Source organism: Formosa haliotis (assembly GCF_001685485.1).
GTDB classification, from domain to species: Bacteria; Bacteroidota; Bacteroidia; order Flavobacteriales; family Flavobacteriaceae; genus Formosa; species Formosa haliotis.
This window is the reverse complement of sequence record NZ_BDEL01000001.1, coordinates 4,098,054-4,122,239: the sequence shown is the minus strand read 5'-3', so window position 1 is coordinate 4,122,239 and position 24,186 is coordinate 4,098,054. Positions and strand designations below refer to the sequence as shown.

At 34.1% G+C, this 24,186-nt stretch carries 20 protein-coding genes and 1 pseudogene; 14 read left to right on the top strand and 7 right to left on the bottom strand.

The genetic code is table 11. From position 1 onward, the window contains the following. Window positions 1–231: 231 nt before the first annotated feature. Window positions 232–2,778 (top strand): ATP-dependent Clp protease ATP-binding subunit, encoded by a 2,547-nt coding sequence (locus A9D35_RS17510; RefSeq protein ID WP_066225397.1) that lies wholly within the window; start codon window positions 232–234, stop codon window positions 2,776–2,778. A gap of 68 nt (window positions 2,779–2,846) precedes the next feature. Here A9D35_RS17510 and hutH read toward each other — a convergent pair. Next, a pseudogene (hutH, locus tag A9D35_RS17505) lies at window positions 2,847–4,357 on the bottom strand (histidine ammonia-lyase). A gap of 268 nt (window positions 4,358–4,625) precedes the next feature. Between hutH and A9D35_RS17500 the strand changes: the two are divergent. Further along, window positions 4,626–5,657 carry a TlpA family protein disulfide reductase gene (locus A9D35_RS17500; protein WP_066225395.1) on the top strand — a complete coding sequence of 344 codons (1,032 nt, stop codon included), beginning with the start codon at window positions 4,626–4,628 and terminating at the stop codon, window positions 5,655–5,657. A gap of 89 nt (window positions 5,658–5,746) precedes the next feature. Here A9D35_RS17500 and ytxJ read toward each other — a convergent pair whose 3' ends face one another. Next, window positions 5,747–6,127 carry a bacillithiol system redox-active protein YtxJ gene (gene ytxJ / locus A9D35_RS17495; RefSeq protein WP_066225392.1) on the bottom strand — a complete coding sequence of 127 codons (381 nt, stop codon included), beginning with the start codon at window positions 6,125–6,127 and terminating at the stop codon, window positions 5,747–5,749. 136 nt (window positions 6,128–6,263) lie between these two features. Here ytxJ and clpB point away from each other — a divergent pair, with 136 nt between their 5' ends. After that, complete coding sequence (gene clpB / locus A9D35_RS17490) at window positions 6,264–8,870, top strand: ATP-dependent chaperone ClpB (protein WP_066225390.1); 2,607 nt, start codon at window positions 6,264–6,266, stop codon at window positions 8,868–8,870. A 219-nt stretch (window positions 8,871–9,089) separates the two neighbouring features. On the opposite strand, the gene A9D35_RS17485 is transcribed toward clpB, so the two are convergent. Next, a complete protein-coding gene (locus A9D35_RS17485; RefSeq protein ID WP_066225388.1) occupies window positions 9,090–9,518 on the bottom strand; it encodes a hypothetical protein in 429 nt (142 codons plus the stop codon). Window positions 9,519–9,964: 446 nt separating this feature from the next. Here A9D35_RS17485 and smpB point away from each other — a divergent pair, with 446 nt between their 5' ends. The 3 genes from smpB to A9D35_RS17470 are packed head-to-tail and all read left to right on the top strand — an operon-like array spanning window position 9,965 to window position 12,561. Further along, window positions 9,965–10,423, top strand: a complete 459-nt coding sequence (gene smpB, locus A9D35_RS17480; RefSeq protein WP_066225386.1) for an SsrA-binding protein SmpB — start codon at window positions 9,965–9,967, stop codon at window positions 10,421–10,423. A 28-nt stretch (window positions 10,424–10,451) separates the two neighbouring features. Next, window positions 10,452–11,990, top strand: coding sequence for a M61 family metallopeptidase (locus A9D35_RS17475; protein WP_066225383.1), 1,539 nt, complete (start codon window positions 10,452–10,454; stop codon window positions 11,988–11,990). A gap of 10 nt (window positions 11,991–12,000) precedes the next feature. Next, the gene (locus A9D35_RS17470; protein WP_066225382.1) at window positions 12,001–12,561 is read left to right on the top strand and encodes a hypothetical protein; all 561 of its coding nucleotides are present in this window, start codon (window positions 12,001–12,003) and stop codon (window positions 12,559–12,561) included. A gap of 5 nt (window positions 12,562–12,566) precedes the next feature. Here A9D35_RS17470 and A9D35_RS17465 read toward each other — a convergent pair whose 3' ends face one another. Both A9D35_RS17465 and A9D35_RS17460 read right to left on the bottom strand, forming a co-directional pair. Then, on the bottom strand, window positions 12,567–13,364 hold the full coding sequence (locus A9D35_RS17465; RefSeq protein ID WP_066225380.1) for a patatin-like phospholipase family protein: 798 nt from the start codon (window positions 13,362–13,364) through the stop codon (window positions 12,567–12,569). An 8-nt stretch (window positions 13,365–13,372) separates the two neighbouring features. Beyond that, window positions 13,373–14,014 carry a protein-L-isoaspartate(D-aspartate) O-methyltransferase gene (locus A9D35_RS17460; RefSeq protein ID WP_066225378.1) on the bottom strand — a complete coding sequence of 214 codons (642 nt, stop codon included), beginning with the start codon at window positions 14,012–14,014 and terminating at the stop codon, window positions 13,373–13,375. 130 nt (window positions 14,015–14,144) lie between these two features. Between A9D35_RS17460 and A9D35_RS17455 the strand changes: the two genes are divergently transcribed. The 8 genes from A9D35_RS17455 (at window position 14,145) to A9D35_RS17420 (ending at window position 21,665) form a co-directional block, all read left to right on the top strand. Further along, window positions 14,145–15,104, top strand: a complete 960-nt coding sequence (locus A9D35_RS17455; protein WP_066225376.1) for a Gfo/Idh/MocA family protein — start codon at window positions 14,145–14,147, stop codon at window positions 15,102–15,104. Window positions 15,105–15,170: 66 nt separating this feature from the next. Beyond that, on the top strand, window positions 15,171–16,061 hold the full coding sequence (locus A9D35_RS17450) for a 3-hydroxyacyl-CoA dehydrogenase family protein (RefSeq protein WP_066225374.1): 891 nt from the start codon (window positions 15,171–15,173) through the stop codon (window positions 16,059–16,061). A gap of 8 nt (window positions 16,062–16,069) precedes the next feature. Beyond that, on the top strand, window positions 16,070–17,308 hold the full coding sequence (locus tag A9D35_RS17445; RefSeq protein WP_066225372.1) for a DUF1015 domain-containing protein: 1,239 nt from the start codon (window positions 16,070–16,072) through the stop codon (window positions 17,306–17,308). A gap of 17 nt (window positions 17,309–17,325) precedes the next feature. Then, window positions 17,326–17,991 (top strand): YggS family pyridoxal phosphate-dependent enzyme, encoded by a 666-nt coding sequence (locus tag A9D35_RS17440; RefSeq protein ID WP_066225370.1) that lies wholly within the window; start codon window positions 17,326–17,328, stop codon window positions 17,989–17,991. A 16-nt stretch (window positions 17,992–18,007) separates the two neighbouring features. Further along, a complete protein-coding gene (locus tag A9D35_RS17435) occupies window positions 18,008–19,384 on the top strand; it encodes an exonuclease domain-containing protein (protein ID WP_066225369.1) in 1,377 nt (458 codons plus the stop codon). Window positions 19,385–19,451: 67 nt separating this feature from the next. Further along, window positions 19,452–20,321, top strand: a complete 870-nt coding sequence (locus A9D35_RS17430; protein WP_066225368.1) for an ion transporter — start codon at window positions 19,452–19,454, stop codon at window positions 20,319–20,321. Window positions 20,322–20,325: 4 nt separating this feature from the next. After that, window positions 20,326–21,237, top strand: a complete 912-nt coding sequence (gene miaA / locus A9D35_RS17425) for a tRNA (adenosine(37)-N6)-dimethylallyltransferase MiaA (RefSeq protein ID WP_066225367.1) — start codon at window positions 20,326–20,328, stop codon at window positions 21,235–21,237. After that, entirely contained in the window at window positions 21,234–21,665 is a 432-nt protein-coding gene (locus A9D35_RS17420; protein ID WP_066225366.1) for a hypothetical protein, read from the top strand. The genes miaA and A9D35_RS17420 overlap by 4 nt, the downstream gene beginning before the upstream one ends. Window positions 21,666–21,890: 225 nt before the next feature. Here A9D35_RS17420 and A9D35_RS17415 read toward each other — a convergent pair whose 3' ends face one another. After that, the gene (locus tag A9D35_RS17415) at window positions 21,891–22,604 is read right to left on the bottom strand and encodes a response regulator transcription factor (protein WP_066225364.1); all 714 of its coding nucleotides are present in this window, start codon (window positions 22,602–22,604) and stop codon (window positions 21,891–21,893) included. Window positions 22,605–22,609: 5 nt separating this feature from the next. Next, window positions 22,610–24,184 carry a sensor histidine kinase gene (locus A9D35_RS17410; RefSeq protein WP_066225362.1) on the bottom strand — a complete coding sequence of 525 codons (1,575 nt, stop codon included), beginning with the start codon at window positions 24,182–24,184 and terminating at the stop codon, window positions 22,610–22,612. Window positions 24,185–24,186: the final 2 nt, after the last annotated feature.

Sequence of the window (24,186 nt, the reverse complement as noted above, 5' to 3'; positions counted from 1 at the left end):
TTTCAAATCGCGCTAAGATAACCATTTCCCGAGTCATAGCAGGGGTTTTAACAGCTTTTTTAACAGTTTTTATTAACAATCTACCCTAGGTGTTTAGTTAATAAGTAAGCCCCTAATTATTTTGATTTATTAAAGATTTTATTTCTCTTAGCACAAATCATATAATTTAAGGAATACTTTTTGCCTTTGGTAATATGTTTTAGTAATTTTAATGCAGAAAGGATTTAATTTATGGATGATAATTTTTCACCAAGAGTAAAAGATGTTATTGCATACAGTAAAGAAGAAGCCCTACGCTTAGGTCACGACTTTATAGGTACAGAACATCTTATGCTTGGACTTTTAAGAGACGGAAACGGGAAAGCAATAAACATTTTAAATGCCTTAGATATAGATTTAAATCATTTAAGGAGAAAAGTTGAAATATTAAGCCCTGCAAACCCTACCCTAACGGCAATTTCTAACGAGAAAAAGAATTTGCACCTTACCAGACAAGCTGAGCGGGCTTTAAAAACTACGTTTTTAGAAGCCAAATTATTTCAAAGTAATTCCATTAATACCGCGCATTTATTGCTGTGTATTTTAAGGAACGAAAACGACCCTACCACTAAGCTTTTAAATAAGCTAAAAGTAGATTATGATAACGTTAAAGAACAATTTAAACTTATGATTACAAACGATGATAATTATATAGAACCAAAAGCAGAATCGTTCCAAGACGATAGTGCGAGCGATGACGATGCTACAAAAGATAACTTGTTCAATTCTCCTACAAGTAAAACCAACAAAAAATCTAAAACTCCTGTTTTAGATAATTTTGGTCGTGATTTAACTGCCATGGCCGAAGAAGGGAAACTAGATCCTGTTGTTGGTCGTGAAAAAGAAATTGAACGTGTATCACAAATACTTAGTCGTCGTAAAAAGAACAACCCGCTTTTAATTGGAGAACCTGGAGTTGGTAAATCTGCTATTGCGGAAGGTTTGGCAAATAGAATTGTAAAACGTAAAGTTTCTAGAATTCTATTTAACAAGCGCGTGGTAACTCTAGATTTAGCCAGCCTAGTTGCTGGCACAAAATATCGCGGACAGTTTGAAGAACGTATGAAAGCGGTTATGAATGAATTAGAAAAGAATGATGATATTATTCTTTTCATAGACGAAATTCATACCATTGTTGGTGCTGGTGGGGCAACAGGAAGTTTAGATGCTTCCAACATGTTTAAACCGGCTTTAGCACGTGGAGAAATTCAATGTGTTGGTGCAACAACTTTAGATGAATACAGACAGTACATCGAAAAAGATGGCGCCTTAGAACGTCGCTTTCAAAAGGTAATTATAGAACCTACAACGGTAGAAGAAACTATAGAAATATTAAATAATATTAAAGATAAATACGAAAGTCATCACAATGTAAATTATACACCAGAGGCTATAGAAGCTTGTGTAAAACTTACAAATCGTTACATGACCGAACGTTTCTTACCAGACAAAGCTATTGATGCTTTAGATGAAGCTGGGTCTCGTGTGCACATTATAAATATAAACGTGCCGAAACAAATTCTAGAACTTGAAAAAGAGTTAGAAAAAGTTAGAGACACCAAAACATCTGTAGTTAAAAAGCAGAAATACGAGGAAGCTGCGAAATTACGAGACGACGAAAAACGTCTTGAAAAGGAATTAGCAGTAGCGCAAGAAAAATGGGAAGAAGAAACTAAACAACATCGCGAAGTTGTAACAGAAGACAATGTAGCCGATGTCGTTTCTATGATGACGGGGATTCCTGTTAACCGAATTGCACAAACAGAAAGTAACAAGCTTGCCCGTTTACCAGAACTAATTAAAGGAAAAGTAATTGGTCAAGACGATGCCGTTTCTAAGGTGGTAAAAGCCATTCAGCGTAACCGTGCCGGACTAAAAGACCCTAACAAACCTATTGGTTCCTTCATATTTTTAGGACAAACAGGTGTGGGTAAAACGCAATTAGCCAAAGTACTTGCAAAGCAATTATTTGACAGCGAAGATGCCCTTGTTAGAATAGATATGAGCGAATACATGGAGAAATTCGCAATTTCTAGATTAGTAGGTGCACCTCCAGGATACGTAGGTTATGAAGAAGGCGGACAATTAACCGAGAAAATTCGTCGTAAACCATACGCTGTAGTACTTTTAGATGAAATTGAAAAGGCGCATCCAGATGTATTCAACATGATGCTTCAAGTGTTAGATGATGGATTCTTAACCGACAGTTTAGGTCGTAAAATTGATTTTAGAAACACAATTATCATCATGACCTCTAACATTGGTGCTCGTAAATTGAAAGATTTCGGTACAGGAATTGGATTTGGTACAGCATCTCAAAAAGCACAAGAAGACGCCAATACTAGAGGAGTTATAGAAAGCGCTTTAAAGAAAGCCTTCTCTCCAGAATTCTTAAACAGAATTGATGATGTTATTGTATTTAACACCTTAGAAAAAGAAGATCTTAACCAAATTATTAAAATAGAACTTGATAAATTATTATTAAGAATTAAAGATTTAGGTTACGATTTACAATTAAGCGAGAAAGCAACTAGTTTTATTGCAGATAAAGGGTTCGATAAACAATACGGAGCAAGGCCTCTAAAAAGAGCCATCCAAAAGTATGTTGAAGATGCTTTAGCCGAAGAGATTATTACCTCTAAAATTCACGAAGGCGATGTTATTTTAATGGATTTGGACGAAGCAAATCAAGAGCTTGTTATTACCATTGAAAAACAAGAAAACCCAACAGAATCTTAAGATTATTAACTATATAAAAAAGGGCAAATATTTCACAATATTTGCCCCTTTTTTTGTGTCATAAGATCCTACCCAAACAATTCGGTAGAATCTATTGCTAAGTTTTTTATAAATGCAATAGACGCTTCTATATCGTTATGCAAAATTCTATCATCGGTTACAAAAGGCACATCTGCCTGAAACATTTTTAATAGAGATTCAATAAATTCTGAAGATTTTAAAGGCGAACGCAACTGTAAAGCCTGAGAAGCATTAAACAATTCTATAGCAAGAATACGCTCTACATTATTAACTAAGGTAAACGCTTGTGTAGCAGCATTAGCTCCCATACTTACATGATCTTCTTGCCCATTACTCGACACAATACTATCTACACTTGCAGGCGTCGCCAATTGTTTATTCGTGCTAACAATACTTGCAGCCGTATATTGCGGAATCATAAATCCAGAATTTAATCCTGGGTTATTCACCAAAAACGCTGGCAAACCTCTTAAACCAGAAACCAACTGAAAGGTTCTTCGTTCAGAAATATTCCCCAATTCGGCCATTGCTATTTTAAGATAATCTAAAGCCAAGGCTAACGGCTGACCATGGAAATTTCCTCCAGAGATAATTTCATCCTCTTCAGCAAAAATATTTGGATTATCGGTTACCGAATTAATTTCTGTTTTAAATGTTTTTTCAACAAATGCCAATGCATCTTTTGTAGCTCCATGTACTTGCGGGATACAACGAAACGAATATGGATCTTGTACATGTTGTTTTTGCTGAACAATTAATTCGCTTCCATCTAAAAATTCGCGAACACGTTCTGCTGTTTTTATTTGCCCGTTATGAGGTCGAGCATAATGCACTAAAGCGTTAAAAGGCTCGATTCTTCCATCAAAAGCATCTAAGGAAATACTTCCAATTAAATCGGCTAAATAAGACAACTTATAAGATTGCAACAACAAGTGGACTCCGTAAGCACTCATAAATTGTGTTCCGTTTAAAAGTGCCAAACCTTCCTTAGATCGCAATGCAATTGGTTTCCAATCGAATTTTTTAAGCACCTTTTTAGAAGGAACAATTTTACCTTTAAAAAACACTTCTCCTCGCCCTAAAAGAGGCAGTGCCAAATGCGCTAAAGGAGCTAAATCGCCAGAAGCACCTAGTGAACCTTGGGAATACACTACTGGAAAAATATCATTATTAAAAAAATCTACTAGTCGGTTAACGGTTTCTATTTGCACACCACTATGCCCATAACTTAATGACTGTATTTTAAACAACAACATTAATTTCACAATTTCAACAGGCACAATTTCACCTGTCCCACAAGCGTGAGACATTACCAAATTCTCTTGTAATTTTGTTAAATTTTCTCTTGAAATTTTCACATTATACAACGACCCAAATCCTGTGTTGATACCGTAAATTGGAGAATCTTGTGCCTTCATTTTTTCATCAAGATACACACGACAATCCTTTATTTTTTGTACTACATCTTCAGATAATTGAAGAGGAATTTGCTCTGTAATAATCTCTTGAATTTTGATAAATCAAGAGTCTTTGCGGAAATTAAATGATAATTATTCATAATAGAAGTTATTGGGGCGTAAAATTCATCATTATTATCAAATAAAGCAAGGAATTACAATGAATAAATCTCCAGACTAAAGAACATACCTTAAGATTTAAATGACAAGCTACACCTCCTCTTCTTAAATTACAATTACACCCTTAAAGCCTAATATTACAGTGTTTACATCGAATTGCACTTTAGTTTTCTTAAAAAAACAAAATGTTAAGATGAGTTCATTATATCAATGTAAAACTTTATTTTTGATGAAAATAAACAATTAAACATGAAAAAAATACTAATAGCAATTGGAGCCCTAACCATTTTTGCTTGTCAAGAAACTCCAAAAAACAAAGATTACGTAACACTTTCAGGAAAAATTACAGATCAAAACAGCGATTCGCTAGTTATTAGAAGTCGTACGTTTAACAAAACCATCGCAGTACATAGTGACGGTACCTTTAAGGACACATTAAAAGTAGAACCTGGCCTTTACAACCTTTTTGATGGTAAAGAATCGTCTACCATATTCCTAAAAAACGGTTACGATTTAAACATCACTCTAGACACTAAAGAATTTGACGAAACCATTACATATACGGGAGAAGGCGCTACAAATAACTCTTTTCTTGCCGAAAAATCTTTAGTTCAAGAAAAACTTTTTGATCAAGATTTCTCTTCTATGGATTTAGAGACACTAGATGCTAAATTTAATGACATAGAAAAAGAATTAACTACGTTTTACAACTCTAAGCAAGGTATAGACACCACCATTACAAACCAAATGGAAAAGAGTCTTAAACCGATGTTAGAGGGAACAAAAAATTACTACGCATCTAACATCCTTTTAAAACAAGAATTGACAGGTAAACCGTCTCCACTTTTTGTTGACTATGCCAATGTAGATGGATCTAAAACATCTCTAGAAAGCTTAAAAGGAAAATACGTTTACATAGATGTTTGGGCAACTTGGTGCGGACCTTGTAAAGCAGAAATCCCTGCATTAAAAGCATTAGAAAAAGAATATCACGATAAAAACATAACCTTTGTAAGCCTATCTGTAGACGACGACAGATCGCATGGTGGGTCTTGGGAAAAAGCTAAAGAGAGCTGGCTAGCTATGGTTGCAGACAAAGAATTATCTGGAGTTCAGGTTATGGCACCAGAAGGTTGGAAATCTCAATTTGTAACTGATTATAAAATTAAAGGAATCCCTAGATTTATTTTAATCGACCCTAATGGTACTATCGTGGATCCTTCTGCTCCTAGACCATCAGACGACAAACTTAAAGACCTATTTAACTCGTTAAGCATCTAATTTATTTAGATTCCGATATAAAAAATGCCTTTTAAAATCTATATTTTAAAAGGCATTTTAATTTATTAAACAGTTTTTAAACACAAGTTTTAAATTGTAGTCAAATCTATATTATTAATACTTCCATGCGATGCATGTTTAACCACAATACCATTTTTAACAATTAAAAGTTGCGGAGACTCATGATACACATTAAACTGCTCTGCAATAGCATTAGAAACATCTCTATGCTGCAAAAGGTCTAGAAAATATAAATCTACATCGGTTTCATTATTATAGTCCTTTTCAAACTGACTTAATACCATTCTACTAATACCACAACGTGTAGAATGTTTAAACAACACCTGAGGTCTCTCATTCGAAGCATTTTTAATATCTTCTAACTGACCGATACTCACTAACGGTTTCCATGGCAAATCACGCTCCACTTTCTCCGATTTACCACCAAACATTTTATCAAATAAACCCATATTTTTTATTAACTTTAAATAGTATTTTCATATTAAAAAAGACAAATAGTCATGTATTGCTTGTAAAAACACGTCATTTTGTCGCTTATTTCGTGTTGGTAAGATAATTGAATATGCATTGAAAAACACATAAACAATGAACTTTAACAATTATACAATAAAATCTCAAGAAGCCATTCAACGTGCGCAACAAATCGCACAAGAAAATGGTCAGCAAAATATAGAAAACGAACATGTATTTAAGGCGATTTCTGAAGTCGATGAAAATGTATTGCCGTTTATTCTAAAGAAATTAAATGTAAATACTTCTATTTTAGAGCAGGCAGTAGACAAACAAATAGAAAGTTTTCCTAAAGTTTCTGGAGGAGAAATTATGGCGTCCAGAGCCCTAGGCACCGCTTTAAACGATGCCACAAGCATTGCAAAAAAAATGAACGATGAATACGTTTCTATCGAACATTTAATTATTGCAATCTTTAAATCGAATAGCAAAATTGCTCAAATGCTAAAAGACCAAGGGGTAACCGAAAAAGACCTGAGAGCAGCCATTGAAGAGCTTAGAAAAGGCGATCGCGTAACCTCGCAAAGTCAAGAAGACACCTACAATGCACTTAATAAATACGCTAAAAATTTAAACGAATTAGCAAAAAACGGAAAATTAGATCCTGTAATTGGTCGTGATGAAGAAATACGAAGAATACTTCAAATCTTATCTAGACGAACAAAAAACAATCCTATTTTAGTAGGTGAACCAGGAACCGGTAAAACTGCTATTGCCGAAGGCTTAGCACACCGTATTGTAGATGGCGATGTCCCAGAAAACCTGAAGGACAAACAAATTTTCGCTCTAGATATGGGAGCCCTAATTGCTGGTGCAAAATATAAGGGAGAGTTTGAAGAACGTTTAAAATCTGTAATTAAGGAAGTAACCACAAGCGAAGGTGATATTGTTCTATTTATAGACGAAATTCACACCCTTGTTGGAGCCGGAGGTGGACAAGGCCCTATGGATGCCGCTAACATTTTAAAACCTGCGCTTGCTCGTGGCGAGCTTCGTGCTATTGGCGCAACAACTTTAGATGAATATCAAAAATATTTTGAAAAAGACAAAGCTCTCGAGCGTCGTTTTCAAAAAGTAATGGTCGATGAGCCTGATACAGAAAGTGCCATTTCAATATTACGAGGAATTAAAGAAAAGTATGAAACTCACCATAAAGTTCGTATTAAAGACGAAGCTATTATTGGTGCGGTAGAATTATCTGAACGTTATATTACCAACCGTTTTTTACCAGATAAAGCCATTGATTTAATGGACGAGGCGGCTTCTAAATTGCGTATGGAAATTAATTCTAAACCAGAAGAACTCGATGTTTTAGATCGTAAAATAATGCAGTTAGAAATTGAAATTGAAGCCATTAAACGTGAAAAGGACGAAGTAAAACTTAAAAGTTTAACTGCCGATTTAGCCAACTTAAAAGAAGAACGCAATGAGGTAAATGCGAAATGGAAAAGCGAAAAAGAAGTTGTAGACAATATTCAAGCTGCAAAATTAGATATCGAAAATTTCAAGCTTGAAGCAGAACGTGCAGAACGCGAAGGAGATTATGGTAAAGTGGCCGAAATTCGTTACGGAAAAATTAAAGATGCCCAAGAACGTTTAGATCAACTTCAAAAAGAATTAAGCGAAAACCAATCTGGAAACTCATTAATTAAAGAAGAAGTAACTTACGACGATATCGCTGAAGTAGTTGCCAAGTGGACTGGTATTCCGGTAACTAAAATGGTTCAAAGTGAACGCGAAAAACTTTTAAACCTAGAACACGAATTACATAAACGTGTTGTGGGACAAGAAGAAGCCATTACAGCTGTTAGTGATGCGGTAAGACGTAGTAGAGCTGGTTTACAAAACCCGCATAAACCAATAGGAACCTTCTTATTCTTAGGAACAACAGGAGTTGGCAAAACCGAATTAGCTAAAGCTTTAGCCGAATATTTGTTTGACGACGAAAGTGCAATGACGCGAATTGATATGAGCGAATACCAAGAACGTCATGCTGTAAGCAGATTAGTTGGAGCGCCTCCGGGATACGTTGGTTACGACGAAGGTGGACAATTAACAGAAGCGGTTAGACGTAAACCATATTCGGTGGTACTTTTAGATGAAGTTGAAAAAGCTCATCCAGATACCTTTAATATTCTATTACAAGTTTTAGACGAAGGACGTTTAACAGACAATAAAGGTCGTGTAGCAGACTTTAAGAACACGATAATCATTATGACCTCAAATATGGGGAGTCAGATTATTCAAGAGCGTTTTGAAGCCACGAATGATATTGAAAGCGCCATAGAATCAGCTAAAATAGATGTATTAGCAGTTTTAAAACAATCGGTAAGACCAGAGTTCTTAAATCGTATAGACGACACGATTATGTTTACGCCATTAAGCAAAGAAAACATAAAAGAGATTGTAGAACTACAACTAAAAGGTATCGCTAAAATGATAGGACAACAAGGCATTACTTTTGATGCCACTCCTGAAGCTATAAACTATTTAGCCGAAAAAGGATACAACCCGGAATATGGTGCAAGACCTGTAAAACGTGTGATACAAAAAGAGGTGCTTAATGCCCTAAGTAAAGAAATCTTATCTGGAAAAGTAACAACAGATAGTATAATTCTGTTAGATGCTTTCGATGATGAATTAGTATTCAGAAATCAAGATAATCTTGTTTCAGAAAAATAATAAAGGGCTTAAAACTTTAAAATTTTGTTAAACTACAATTTTAAAATACTATTACAAACCTAATCCCGTTTAAAGAATAGGTTGGTTAGTTAAATTAAAAGCAATGTGAATCTCAATTTTAGATAACATTGCTTTTTTTGTTTTAAGACATACATATTAGACAAAAAAAATGCCTTAAGAAAAACTCTTAAGGCATTTTATATAATAAGAATTACACTCTTATAATTTCATTGTAACACCAATAGACGGTGTAAAGATACTTCCTCCAGCAACCTCTGCATAAAGTCCCCATTTATCATTCCAGAACCAACGTCCACCAATTTGAAGCCCTATGTTTAGTTTACTAGAGTCATGATCATTATCTCCTAAGTAAAGACCATACCCGGCGTTAGCTCCACCATAAACATCCCAAGCTTGATCTGTAATTCCGAAAAGATTATCGAAATAGTAGTTTGCTTTAACACCTAAAGTAAGCCAGTCTAAATCGAAATCTGTACCAACACCTGGTGCAATAGTAATATCTTTGTGAACTGGAATTTCATAATTCACTCCAATTAACCCAAAATTTAATTCTTTTCTTGCTTGTCCAAAAACACTAGCTGCACTAAGCATTAATGCAAAAGCGAATAATAATGTAATTTTCTTCATAATATTTATAAATAAAGTTAGAAATTTATCTAGTCAAATTTAATTATATTTTCTTTTACTTGATATGAAAAAACAAGAATTATTTAATTTTCTGTAATATTTAAATAGCTTTTTTCTGATAAACTCAATATCTTCATCTTATTTTAAACAAAAGCAACAAGCTATAATACAAAGCCTTACCTCATCTTTTCAGTTTATCGAGATTCACTAAACGTATTATAATGATACTTGTAAGAAAATACCAGTCTTAAAATTCAAATAAAAAATCAACAGTTAAACGGATCATATTTTCAGATGAAATACAACAACTTATTTTCCTTACCATTCCCTATCTTAAAAAAAACACCTAATTCGTTACGTTTTAGGATTAATTACTATACTTAATTTCATTTAATTGAAGGTTTAGCTATTCTTAATTTATATTTAATTATTTACCTTTGACATCTATGCAAAAAAAGATAAACATACAAAATAAGAAAGCTCGTTTTTTATACGAAATCTTAGATAAATATACCGCTGGAATTGTACTTTCTGGCACCGAAATTAAATCGATAAGAAGCAGCAAAGCATCTATTGCTGAAAGCTTTTGTGAATTCAACGAACAAGGCGAATTATTCGTTATAAACATGACTGTTGAAGAATATAAATACGGTACACATTACAACCACTACCCAAAAGCACAACGCAAACTACTTTTAAACAAACGCGAGCTAAAAAAGCTTGAAAAAGAGGTTAAAAATAGCGGACTTACTATTGTACCTTTAAAGTTATTTATTAACGAAAAAGGCTATGCTAAGCTAGATATCGCTCTTGCTAAAGGTAAAAAACTTTACGACAAACGTGAAACCATAAAAGACCGAGATAACAAACGTAATCTAGACCGGGTTAAAAAGATTTACAAATAATATTAGCGTTAAATTTACTTACAATACTATGAAATCGAGTTTCAGAATTATAATTATCGCTTTTACGTTGGCATTATATTCTTGTGGCGGAACCAAACACTCAACAACAAAAACTGTTGATAATATAAAATTCGAGGTTAACCTTTTAGACCGCTCTAACGATACTTATAAAGTCACCGTTACTCCTCCTGCATTAACGGCAGAAAACTCTATCTTTCAGTTTGCTTCTACGGCTCCTGGTACATATCAAGTTATGGATATTGGTAGGTATGTAAAAAGTTTTAAGGCTTTTGATGCTAAAGGCAAAGAATTAGAAACCACGCAAGTAACCACCAATCAGTTTAAATTATCGACCCCAGAGCACATTGCTAAAATAGAATATCAAATTTCTGAAACTTGGGACACTCCTGTTCCCGAGAATAACATTTATTTAATGTGTGGTACATCTATAGAAAACGACCATACGTTAATTAATGGCCAAGCCGTTTTCGGGTATTTTAAGGACAAACAAAACAGCCCCATTACGATAAAATTAGATTATCCAGACACTTGGAAAGTAGGTACAGCTTTATCTATTACTAGCGATAGTTTATATTACGCCGAAAATTATGACAAAGTTGTAGACTCCCCTATTTTACTAGGAGATTTAACTAAGGCATCAATGAACGTTGAAGGCACCAATGTAGATATTTACACCTATTCTAAAACTGGATTAATTACATCGGACCAAATTTTAGAATCCATGAAAAACATGTTGTTATCGGCAAGTGGATTTCTAAATGGCTTACCTGTTAAAAATTACACATTCTTATTTCATTTTGAAGATAAAACTAACGGCGCTTGGGAACATTCATACAGTTCGGAATACATTTACAAGGAAGATAGATGGGAAAATTTAGAAGAACAAATTGTTGAAGTGGCTGCTCATGAATTTTTTCATGTGGTAACCCCTCTAAATATTCACAGTGAAATTGTAGGGCAATTTAATTTTATAACCCCGGTCCCTTCAAGACATTTATGGTTATACGAAGGCACTACAGAATGGGCGGCACATATGATGCTTTTTCGCTCTGGTTTAAAATCGATAGACGAATATTTTAAAACGCTTTCTCAAAAAATAATGGTTAACGCTAATTATTTTAAACCAGATGTGAGCTTAGAAGAATTGTCGCTTACCTCGTACACCAAAGAAGGAAACAAGCAATACGGTAATATTTATATGAAAGGAGCTTTGGTTGCCGGACTTTTAGATATTAAACTCCTAGAACTTTCTGATGGAAAACGGGGTTATGTTGATGTTATTAAAGACCTCTCTAAAGAATATGGCCCAAACAAATCGTTTGACGATGCTACATTTTTTAAAACCTTTGTCAATAAAACCTATCCAGAAATTCAAGGTTTTATCGACGATTATATTATAAACAGCAAACCATTACCAATTGCATCTTATTACAATTTAATTGGTGTAGATTATAATAAAGAAACCAATACATTTTCTTTAAACGAGTCGCCATCAGCGCAACAATTAAAATTAAGAACAAAGTGGATGGCTCCTATAAACCTATAACAGTAAAAAAATGAAACAATTTCTATTAGCCATATCGATAGGTTTACTCATTTGCACACCTTCTTATTCTCAGAAAAAAGACAAACAAGTAGAAATTCAGAAAACCAATTATACTCCTTTTGTAAAATCTTTAGAAACCACATTAGGAACCTTGTATTTATCGATATCTGGTGATAAAAAAGAAAAACGCGATTGGGATTTATTTAAATTTTTATTTAAACCTGATGCTAAATTAATCACTACAGGTTTAGATCATCAAGGCAAACTACAAGCGAAATATATGTCGCCAGACGAGTATGTAAAAACCGCTAAACCTTGGATGCTAAAAAACGGATTTCACGAAAAAGAAATCCATAGAATTGTAAATACTTTTGGAGATATAACCCAAGTATTTAGCACATTTGAAGCTTACTATTCCGAAAAGGATAAAGAGCCCTTCATGAAAGGTATAAACAGCATACAACTTATGTTTGATGGAAATCGTTGGTGGATAATTAATTTATTATGGACTAATGCTTCAGAAGACAAACCTATACCAGACGCGTATCTTCAAAAAGATAACGATTACTAGTCTAATTATTCCTTTAAAAAATTCCGTCCTGCTTCAAGACCTATGTCGTATAGCTCTTTTGTTTTTGAAAAATCTAAAGTTTGATAAGTCTTATCCAAAAACGGATCAATATTAAAATCGCACATTTTCTGATTGGCTTTTACACTTTGCTTAATAAGTAAAGTAAACACACGTTCGGCAACAGACTGCATATTATGTGTCGGTACATACTTATAATTATTCACGTGTATTCCAATTATATGCTTAAAACCAGCTTCTCTTAAAGGCTCTACAGGTAAGTTATTAAACACACCGCCATCTATATAATAACTGTTATTAATTTTTACAGGTGGAAAAATAACGGGAATAGAAGATGATGCTATTACTGCTGCCTGTAGAGGAACTTGATCTGCTGGACCCAATATTTTAAAACCGCCCTGATCGAGATCGGTAACACAACAGTAAAACGGTATTTTTAAGTCGCTAAAGGAATTGTGAGGAATATAAATATTAAACAATTTATTGATGGCTTTCATATGCAAAACCCCACCTTTTCTTTTGGTAAATTTAAATATTTTAGCAAATGTACTTTTCATCATAAGATCTAAAAGCTCATCGGCTTTTAAACCTTGTGCATACAGTGCTCCGATAATAGAACCTATACTTGTTCCAGAAATGGCATTAATTTGAATATCGGCTTCCTCGAAAGCTTTTAACACTCCTAAATGAAGAGCACCTCGAGCCCCACCTCCACTTAAAACCAGAGAAACATTTGTTAGTTCATGGGGTTTTAAATCTTGATGTTTTGCCCTAAACAATTTCATGTTAAGTTTTAATTTTTGTCCTCCAATAAAGGTACAAAACGAAATTCACCAAACTCATGTTTTTCAAATTCTTTCAGCCCTTTTCTAACAAAAAGTGTCATAGTTTGTACTTCATCACCAACAGGGATTACCAAGCGGCCGCCAATTTTTAACTGACTCAATAATGGTGTAGGAACAAACGGTGCACCTGCCGTAACGATAATACCATCAAAAGGAGCTTCTTCTGGCATGCCTTTATACCCATCGCCAAAAATTAATTTTCTCGGGCGATACCCCAATTTTGGTAAAAACTTACTTGTCTTTTTAAATAGTTCTAATTGACGCTCAATACTAAACACCTTTGCTCCTAACTCGCAAAGCACAGCCGTTTGGTATCCACTCCCAGTACCTATTTCTAGAATTTTAGCATCTCTTGTAATTTTTAATAATTCTGTTTGAAATGCCACCGTGTAAGGCTGAGAAATAGTTTGGTCGGCAGCAATAGGGAAAGCTTTGTCTTGATAGGCGTGATCTAAAAAACTAGAATCCATAAATAAATGCCTAGGAATATGCCCTATGGTCTGTAACACAGCAGCATCAGAAATGCCCTTCTGCTTTAAAATATTTACCAATTGTTGTCTTAATCCTTGATGTTTAAAAGTATCTTTCAAGAGTACGTGTATTATGTAGGTTTAGTAGCGTAGTTCGTTTTGCAAAAGTAAATCTTTTATTAAATTTTTAAATTTTAATTGGCATTTAAAAGTCATAAAAAATCTTATTTTTGTTTAAAACCCTATTATAATGTTAAAAGCTGGAGTTCTTGGTGCTGGTCACCTCGGAAAAATTCATTTAAGACTACTTAATCAATCTGAAAAATACCAATTGGTCGGTTTTCATGATGCAGATATAGAAAATGCTAAACGTGTTGAGGCCGAAACTGGTTATAAATTTTTCGCCACTGTTGAAGAATTAATTGATGCTGTAGATGTTGTAGATATTGTAACTCCCACGCTTTCGCATTACGACTGTGCCAAATTAGCCATAGCAAAAGGAAAACATATTTTTATTGAAAAACCAATTACAAATACGGTTCAAGAAGCAGAAGCACTTAGAACCTTGGTTGCAGAATATAAAGTAAAAGGTCAGGTTGGGCATGTAGAACGTTTTAACCCTGCTTTTACCGCCATAAAAGATTTACTAGACAAACCGATGTTTATTGAAGCCCATCGATTGGCAGAATTTAACCCTAGAGGAACAGATGTTCCTGTGGTACTAGATTTAATGATTCACGACATCGACATTATATTAAGTGTTGTTCAATCTAAAGTTAAACATATTAGTGCGAGTGGAGTTTCTGTAATTAGTGAAACGCCAGATATTGCTAATGCCAGAATTGAATTTGTAAATGGCTGTGTTGCTAACCTTACTGCTAGTAGAATTTCGTTAAAAAACATGCGTAAAACACGGTTCTTTCAGCGCGACGCCTATATTTCTGTCGACTTTTTAGAAAAGAAATGTGAAGTTGTAAAGATGAAAGATGCCCCAAAACAACCTGGCGATTTCGACATGATTTTACAAAATGCCGAAGGGGTAAAAAAACAAATTTATTTTGCAAATCCAGACATAGCAAATAACAATGCCATTTTAGATGAGCTTGAAACTTTTGCACATGCTATAAACACAGATACAAAACCTATTGTAACCTTACACGACGGTACAGAAGCCTTACGTGTTGCCAATATGATTATTGATCAATTTTAAAATACAAAATACAAACAAACTTTAGAGCACCCTAACCACGTACTCGCAACATTAACCTAAACTATCATGAAAAATATAGCAGTTATCGGTGCAGGAACTATGGGAAATGGTATTGCACACACGTTCGCCCAAAGCGGATTTAAGGTGCATTTAATTGACATTAGCGAAGATTCTTTAACCAAAGGGATTGCGACGATTACAAAAAATCTCGATCGGCTAATAGTTAAAGAGGTTATCTGTGAAAATCAAAAACTTGAAACACTTCAAAACATTACAACTTTCACCAATTTAACAGAAGGCGTAAAACATTCTGATTTAGTGGTTGAAGCGGCTACAGAAAATAGCGAACTCAAATTAAAAATATTCAAACAATTGGATGATGTTTGTCCCGAAAAAACCATTTTAGCAACAAACACATCGTCTATTTCTATTACTCAAATTGCAGCGGCTACTAGTCGGCCGGAATTGGTTATTGGAATGCATTTTATGAACCCTGTTCCCATCATGAAGTTGGTAGAAATTATTCGTGGGTACAACACTAGCGATTCGGTTACCAAAACCATAATGGACTTATCGAAAACTTTAGGAAAAGTCCCTGTAGAAGTTAACGATTATCCTGGATTTGTGGCTAACAGAATCTTAATGCCCATGCTTAATGAGGCTATTGAAACCTTATATAATGGTGTGGCAGGAGTTTCGGAAATAGATACGGTTATGAAATTAGGTATGGCGCACCCTATGGGACCTTTGCAATTGGCCGATTTTATAGGATTAGATGTCTGTTTATCTATTTTAAACGTGATGTACGACGGATTTAAAAACCCCAAATACGCACCTTGCCCGTTACTAGTAAATATGGTACGTGCAGGAAAATTAGGAGTCAAATCTGGTGAAGGGTTTTACGATTATTCTTCCAGCAGAAAAGCAGAACAAGTCGCGAAGCAATTTTTAAAATAGTGTAAGCTATGGCAAAAATTCTTCCGTTTAAAGCCGTTAGACCTACACGAGACAAGGTAAGTCTAGTAGCATCGCGATCGTATGACACCTATTCGCAAGAACAGCGCGAAGCACGTTTAAATTACAATCCGTATTCCTTTTTGCATATTGTTAATCCTGGTTATAAATACGATAAAGAACTTTCTGGACTAGACAGGTATAAGCTGGTTAGAAACCGATATTTAGAATTTAAGGAAGATCATATTTTTAAAAAAGATAAAACGGCTTGTTATTACGCATATAGAATTATTGACCGAGAAAAACAGGAATTCAATGGAATAATCGCAGCTGCAAGTGCGGCCGATTACGAAAACAACGTGATTAAAAAACACGAAAACACCATTCAATTTAGAGAAATCATTTTTAAAGATTACCTAAAAACTGTTGGGTTTAACGCAGAGCCAGTATTGCTAACACATCCAGATAATGCCATTATAAAATCTTGTATTGAAAAGATACAAAAGGAACGTGCAGAGTTTGAGTTTACCACCACTTATAGAGACACCCACTATCTTTGGAAGATTGAGGATCAGGCTATGATAGACACCATTACAGATGCGTACAAAAATATGCCAACCATTTACATAGCAGATGGGCATCACCGTTCGGCATCCTCACATTTGCATTATGCCGAGGAAAAATCGAATAACCCCAATCATGTTGGTTCTGAATCTTATAACTTTTTCATGGCTTATCTCATTCCTGAATCCGATTTAAAAATCCATGAATTCAATCGGTTGGTAAAAGATTTAAATGGGCTTAGTAAGGAAGAATTTCTGATTCAATTAGATATGTGTTTCAGAATTGAAAATCGACACAAACAGCTTTATAAACCAAGTAAAAAACATCATTTTAGCATGTATTTAGATGGTGAATTTTATTCTTTATACCTCAGGAAAACCATTTATAATTTCGAAACTTCTTTAGATCGCTTAGACGCCTATCTACTTTACAAAACCATATTACGTCCTATTTTAGGTATACATGATTTAAGAAACGATAAGCGTATTGCCTACACCAGCGGTAAAAACGAATTTCTAAATATAAAAAGCAGTGTCGATAGTGGCGAGTTTAAAGTTGGTTTCGCCATGCTTCCTGCCACTATAAAGCAATTAAAACAAATTGCCGACGACGATTTACAGATGCCTCCTAAAAGCACCTTTATAGAACCTAAACTACGTAGTGGTATTACCATTTACGAATTTTAATACACAAATTTCACATCATGTCTATTCAACAAAATTTAAATCATATAAAAGAAACACTTCCCGAGCATGTTACGTTAGTTGCAGTATCTAAAACCAAACCCATAAGCGATCTTTTAGAAGCCTATGAAGCTGGTCAACGCATTTTTGGAGAAAACAAAATTCAGGAAATGGCCGAAAAGCATGAGCAACTGCCAAAAGATATCCAATGGCATATGATTGGTCATGTGCAACGGAATAAGGTAAAATATATGGCCGGTTTTGTGAGTTTGATTCACGGCGTGGAAAATGAAAAATTATTAAACGAAATAAATAAGCAAGCCGAAAAACACAATCGCGTTATCGACTGTTTACTTCAAATAAAAATTGCCGCAGAAGACTCTAAATTTGGAATGACCGCAGTAGAGGCTTCCCAAATTCTCCATTCTCAAAATTTTCCTGAATTAAAACACATTAATATTGTTGGTGTTATGGGAATGGCAACCTTTACCGAGAATGAATCTCAAATAAAATCTGAATTTAACCAATTAAAAACTATCTTTAAATCTTTGAAAATTGAACACCCCAAACCAGAGCAATTTAACACCATTTCCATGGGAATGAGCGGAGATTATCCGTTAGCCATAGCTTGCGGAAGTACTATGGTGCGCATTGGAAGCAGTATATTTGGAGTAAGAAATTATTAATTTTTAAGAGTTTATTATTTACGCAGTTTTAGACATAGAGACCACAGGTGGCAAATTTAATGAGGAAGGCATTACAGAAATAGCTATCTACAAATACGACGGCCACACCGTTGTAGATCAATTTATATCCTTAGTAAATCCAGAGCGAGAGATTCAGCCCTTTGTTGTAAACCTAACAGGTATTAATAGCAATATGCTTAAAAATGCACCCAAGTTTTACGAGGTTGCAAAACGTATTATTGAAATTACAGAAGACTGCATCATTGTAGCTCATAATTCTGTTTTTGATTACCGCATTTTACAAACCGAATTTAAACGCTTAGGTTACGACTTTAAACGTAAAACACTTTGCACCGTAGAATTAGCAAAAGATTTAATTCCAGATCAGCCTTCTTATAGTTTAGGAAAATTAGTAAGATCGCTAGGTATTCCCGTAACCGACAGACATCGTGCCAACGGAGATGCTATGGCCACAGTAAAACTTTTCAAATTACTTCAAACTAAAGATAGTTCTAAAAAAATTATTCTATCCTCTATTAAAGAAGCCCAAAACCCGAAAAAACTAGAAGGAAAACTTATAGATATTGTAGAAGATCTTCCTGCTGTAACCGGGGTTTACTATATTCATAAGGAAGGTGGCGACATTATTTACATTGGTAAAAGTAGGAATATAAAACGTCGAGTAAATCAACATTTTACAGCACCGAATTCAAAATCTAAAAAAATTCAACTTCATGTGTCTCACGTCACCTACGAGGAAACGGGTAGTGAATTAATTGCTTTATTAAAGGAAAACGAAGAAATAAAACGCTTAAAACCTATTTATAACCGCTCAAGAAAACGCACCCAATTTACACATGCTCTTTATGCGTTTAAGGACAAAAACGGGTATATAAATTTAAAAATAGATGTGGCAGACGGACGCAAGCACCCAATTACCACATTTAGTAACAAGCAAAGTGCTAAGCACTTTTTAGAACATGCCGTAGAAACCTATAACTTATGTTTAAAGTTAACAGGATTTACAGCCAACATCCCTGAAAAACCATGTTTTAATTACGACACAAAAACGTGTTTTGGTGCTTGTAAAATTGAAGAGCCTGCTGCAGATTATAATGCCCGTGTGCAGCAACTTATTGATAAAAATAGCTACATCCATAAAAATATGATTATTGTAGATCGCGGCAGAGATATAGACGAGCGCAGTGCCGTTTATATTAAAGATGGACAATTTGAAGGTTTAGGGTTTTTCAATTTAAACTATCAAATAAACAACCTTAAAGTGTTAGAATCTATAATTACCAGAATGGAAAATAATAGAGACACACAACATATTATACAAAGTTATTTACGCAGGCATAAAAACTTAAAAATAATTGAATTGCTTGGGTAATGCTTTCTCCTGAAGCTTACTTTATATATTTCAAGAAAACTAACTTACTTTTCTTATTTTTGATTCTATGAGCCAATCCAAACAGAAAAAAAACTGGAAAGAGCAGTTACACGATATAATTTACGAAGCAGAAACACCTGCAGGTAAGTTATTCGATATCCTGTTGCTTATAGTTATTATTACTAGTATTATTTTAGTAATGCTAGAGAGCGTAAAATCTATCGACTCAAAATATCACGATGTTTTAAATGCGGCCGAATGGGTCATTACTATTTTATTCACCATTGAATATATAGCGCGAATAATTACGGTAAAAAAACCCTTAAAATACATTTGTAGCTTTTACGGTATTATCGATTTATTATCTACCGCTCCAAAATACCTCTCCATCATTTTTACAGGGACACACGCTTTGGTGGCTTTAAGAGCATTGCGATTACTTCGTATTTTTAGAATTTTAAAATTAGGGCGCTATTTAGGAGCCTCGCACAATCTAGTATCTGCTTTAAAAGCTAGTCGAGCCAAAATTTCTGTATTTTTATTTGCGGTTATAATTTTAGCGGTTATTTTGGGCACGATTATGTATTTGGTTGAAGGCGAAGAAAATGGATTTACAAACATTCCTAAAAGTGTATATTGGTGCATAGTAACCCTTACCACTGTTGGTTTTGGAGACATTGCACCGCAAACCCCACTTGGGCAATTTATCGCATCGTTAGTCATGATTTTAGGTTACGGTATTATAGCGGTTCCAACAGGTATCGTTTCTGCCGAATATAGCAACCGCACTAAAACTCCTGGACCTATAGCACTGCCGGCAGACCAGAATAAAACCATACATTTAAATTCTCAATCGTGTTCTAATTGCCTGAAACACGATCACAGAGATGGCGCTGAATATTGTTATAATTGCGGAGAACCTTTACATAATACCTAAACTATTGAATACAAATAAACATCTTATTTCTATTGTTGGCCCTACTGCTATTGGAAAAACAGCTTTAAGTCTTAAACTTGCGCAGCATTTTAAAACCGAAATTATTTCTGCCGATTCTAGACAGTTTTATAAAGACATGACCATTGGTACGGCTGCTCCTACTCCTGAAGAATTAGCGCTTGCAAAACACCATTTTATCCATCATTTGCAAGTCGATGACAATTACAATGTGGGTGCTTTTGAAAAAGATGCCCTATTATGCCTAAACACCCTCTTTAAAACGCATGACACGGTTATTATGGTTGGAGGTTCTGGCTTATATGTAGATGCCGTAACCCGAGGTTTAGATGATTTTCCTGAAGTTGATGCCAGTATTAGAACCGAACTAAATAAAAGATTAGAAACTGAAGGTTTAGAGGCCTTACAAGCTCAGCTAAAAACTCTAGACCCTAAATCGTACGCCGCTATAGCTATAGATAATCCGCACCGGGTTATTAGAGCTTTAGAAATTTGTATTGGTACAGATAAACCCTACTCATCTTTTTTGAATAAAAACAAAGACTCCCGCCCATTTAAAACGATAACTGTGGGCTTAACAGCCGATCGTGAACTCATTTACGAGCGAATTAACCAACGTGTGGATATAATGGTTAATCAAGGTCTTATTGAAGAAGTAAAACAACTAAAAGATAAGCAGCATTTAAATGCTTTAAATACGGTTGGCTATAAAGAGATTTTCAACTATTTAAATGGAGAGTGGACTTTAGATTTTGCAATTTCAGAAATTAAGAAAAATTCGAGACGCTTTGCTAAACGCCAACTTACATGGTTTAGAAGACATGAAAACACCATTTGGTTCGACTACAAAACACCAATTGAAACCATAATCCTTGCACTCGAAAAACAATTATTATGAAAAAAGCAACCCTTATATGCCTTCTTTTAGGATTACTATTGGCTTGCAGTAATGATGACGATTCGAATACCAATACAACAGAAGTTATTGGCACATGGAAACTGACGGAAATGACCGGAAATCTTCCAAATTCTACAACTTCAGGTGATGAGATGGAATGGCAAGAAACTTACCTCTTTAATCCAGATTTAACATTTACAAAATCTAGAGAACGAAATGGGATTACAACAGAAGCTTCAGGAACATTCCTACTCAAACAAACATCTCATGAATCGCTTTTAGAATTGAAATTTAATACTGAAAATGATATTATTGGTTCCTGTTATTCAGATTTAAAAGAAGACTTTTATATCGAAGCTAGTAATACTCTATCTAGCACTTGGAAAAACTGCGATGGCCCAGGATTGATTTATAAAAAACAACTTTAACCACAAAAATTATAACGGCTAATAAGTTAGTCCTCTAAGCAGATTAATTTCAATTTTGTAGAACAAAAAAGAGGCTGTCCAAAAAGTATTTAAATCCGTCATTCTGAATTTATTTCAGAATCTCATCACATGAATCATCAATGATGTGAGCACCTGAATCTTGTTCAGGTTGACGAGAACTCTACTTTTAGGACAGCCTCTTTATATTTTAAACCAGTTTGTGTTTTAACCGTTTTGGTTATTTACAACCAAACGGAAACCTTCACCGTGAATGTTTAATATTTCAACATTCTCATCTCCTTTTAAATATTTACGTAATTTGGCGATATATACATCCATACTTCTAGACGTAAAATAGTTATCATCTCTCCAAATTTTAGTCAACGCTAATTCTCTTGGCATTAAATCATTTTCATGTAATGCTAATAAACGCAATAATTCGTTTTCTTTAGGCGATAATTTTATTGGCTCTTCATCGTTTAATTTTAAGAATCTCAATTTAGAGTTTAAATCGAAGTTTCCAATTTTAAATTCGAATTGCTTACTATCTGTAACCGTTTCGGAAGCTTTACGCTGAATAATTGCATGAATCTTCATCAATAACACTTCGCTATCAAAAGGCTTATTTAAATAGTCGTCTGCACCTACTTTATACCCTTTTAACACATCTTCTTTCATGGCTTTTGCCGTTAAAAAGATAATAGGCACTTCGGTATTCTTTTCTCTAATCTCCTTAGCCAATGTAAAGCCATCTTTATAAGGCATCATAACATCAAGAATACACAAATCGTAATCGTCCTTTTTAAATTTTTCAAACCCTTCCATACCGTTTTTAGCATGTGTAACGACATAATCGTTCATGGTTAAATAATCTTTAAGAACTGTTCCAAAATTTGGATCGTCTTCTACTAATAAAATTTTCTTATGTTGTTCGCTCATAACCTTTATGATATTAATGGAAGTTTAACAATAAATGTACTTCCTTTTCCTTTTTCACTTTCAACCGAAATATGACCTTGATGATCATCTACTATTCGTTTTACATAAGCCAAGCCTAGACCGTGACCTTTAACATTATGTATGTTTCCTGTGTGTTCTCTATAAAATTTTTCAAAAACTCGTTTTTGCGCGGCTTTACTCATTCCGCTTCCTTGGTCTTTTATTTTTAATAAAATACTGTTCCCTACATTTTCTGTATACACATCAATTTTTGGTGCGTCTGGCGAGTATTTTATTGCATTATCAAACATATTAACTATAACATTAGTAAAATGTGTTTCGCTTGCTAGTACATCGGTATGCTCGGCATCTAAATGTAAATGAATATAGCCTTGTCTGTCTTCTACTAACAGCTCTACGTGCGTTACAGCATCTTCTATTAGGTCGTGAAGCTTCACGCGATCCTTACTAATATTTAGTTCGTTTTTTTCTAATTTAGATATTCTTAATACGTTTTCCACGTGTGCATGCATACGCTTGTTTTCTTCTTTAATCATATTAAGATAACGCATTACCTTATCTTTATCATCAATAATCTTCGGATTCCTAATGGCATCTAAAGCTAAATTAATAGTGGCTATTGGAGTTTTAAACTCGTGCGTCATATTATTGATAAAATCATTCTTAATTTCCGAAATTTTACGCTGTTTTACAAGTTGGTATAAAGCACTTGTATAGGCAATAACAATAATAGTTGTAAAAATGAAAGACAATAAGGTTAACCCTAATATAGACGACATGATAAACTTATTTCGCTCTGGAAAGTTTACTAATAATCTAAAATTATTCTGGCTATTTTCATTCTGAAAAATGGGTACACTAAAAGTTTTATCATCTTTCAACTCAAAACCTTCACTTTGTACTTTTGTTGCCAAGTCGTTACTATAAATAGCAAATTCATAATCGATATCGATGTTATCTTCGTGAAGTTTTTTAGATAATAATCTTTTTATTTCTTCACTTTTAACACGTTTATAAATTGGTGTTCTACTTGAAAGCACTTTAAAAGCTTCTTCAAAACTTTGTTTTTCTGCCTCATTAAATCTACCAATTTTAGATATGCTAAACACAGGACTAACATTGACCTTATTTTCTAAAACACTTTTATTACTATATATTTTTGTTTCAGAATCTCTAATAATTCGTTTTATATTAATACTATCTAAACCTATGTCAAAGATCGATGATGATAACTTATAATTCTTTTCTAAGATACCACTTCTATAAATTAAAGTTTCGTCTGTACTTTCGTTTTGCTGATTAAAAAGGAGCTGTGTAATAGCTATAGTATCGGCTTCTTTTTTCTGATCAACTAAACGTTGAAACTTTTTAAAATAAGTATTTAACTCGCGTTGTTCAATGTCTTTTGAAACAAAACTCAATGCTTTTTTTACATTGAAGGTAAACTGTCTCTCCTCATTTTTAACGGCATCACTTATATATCGTGCTTGTACAAATATTATTCCTACCAAGGATAAACTCATTAACAGCACTAACAAAATGAATAACTTTTTGCTCATCG

Coding starts and splice junctions, on each gene's coding strand:
- A9D35_RS17510 (WP_066225397.1), top strand. CDS start 232: ATGGATGATAATTTTTCACCAAGAGTAAAAGATGTTATTGCATACAGT.
- A9D35_RS17500 (WP_066225395.1), top strand. CDS start 4,626: ATGAAAAAAATACTAATAGCAATTGGAGCCCTAACCATTTTTGCTTGT.
- ytxJ (WP_066225392.1), bottom strand. CDS start 6,127: ATGGGTTTATTTGATAAAATGTTTGGTGGTAAATCGGAGAAAGTGGAG.
- clpB (WP_066225390.1), top strand. CDS start 6,264: ATGAACTTTAACAATTATACAATAAAATCTCAAGAAGCCATTCAACGT.
- A9D35_RS17485 (WP_066225388.1), bottom strand. CDS start 9,518: ATGAAGAAAATTACATTATTATTCGCTTTTGCATTAATGCTTAGTGCA.
- smpB (WP_066225386.1), top strand. CDS start 9,965: ATGCAAAAAAAGATAAACATACAAAATAAGAAAGCTCGTTTTTTATAC.
- A9D35_RS17475 (WP_066225383.1), top strand. CDS start 10,452: ATGAAATCGAGTTTCAGAATTATAATTATCGCTTTTACGTTGGCATTA.
- A9D35_RS17470 (WP_066225382.1), top strand. CDS start 12,001: ATGAAACAATTTCTATTAGCCATATCGATAGGTTTACTCATTTGCACA.
- A9D35_RS17465 (WP_066225380.1), bottom strand. CDS start 13,364: ATGAAATTGTTTAGGGCAAAACATCAAGATTTAAAACCCCATGAACTA.
- A9D35_RS17455 (WP_066225376.1), top strand. CDS start 14,145: ATGTTAAAAGCTGGAGTTCTTGGTGCTGGTCACCTCGGAAAAATTCAT.
- A9D35_RS17450 (WP_066225374.1), top strand. CDS start 15,171: ATGAAAAATATAGCAGTTATCGGTGCAGGAACTATGGGAAATGGTATT.
- A9D35_RS17445 (WP_066225372.1), top strand. CDS start 16,070: ATGGCAAAAATTCTTCCGTTTAAAGCCGTTAGACCTACACGAGACAAG.
- A9D35_RS17440 (WP_066225370.1), top strand. CDS start 17,326: ATGTCTATTCAACAAAATTTAAATCATATAAAAGAAACACTTCCCGAG.
- A9D35_RS17430 (WP_066225368.1), top strand. CDS start 19,452: ATGAGCCAATCCAAACAGAAAAAAAACTGGAAAGAGCAGTTACACGAT.
- A9D35_RS17420 (WP_066225366.1), top strand. CDS start 21,234: ATGAAAAAAGCAACCCTTATATGCCTTCTTTTAGGATTACTATTGGCT.
- A9D35_RS17415 (WP_066225364.1), bottom strand. CDS start 22,604: ATGAGCGAACAACATAAGAAAATTTTATTAGTAGAAGACGATCCAAAT.
- A9D35_RS17410 (WP_066225362.1), bottom strand. CDS start 24,184: ATGAGCAAAAAGTTATTCATTTTGTTAGTGCTGTTAATGAGTTTATCC.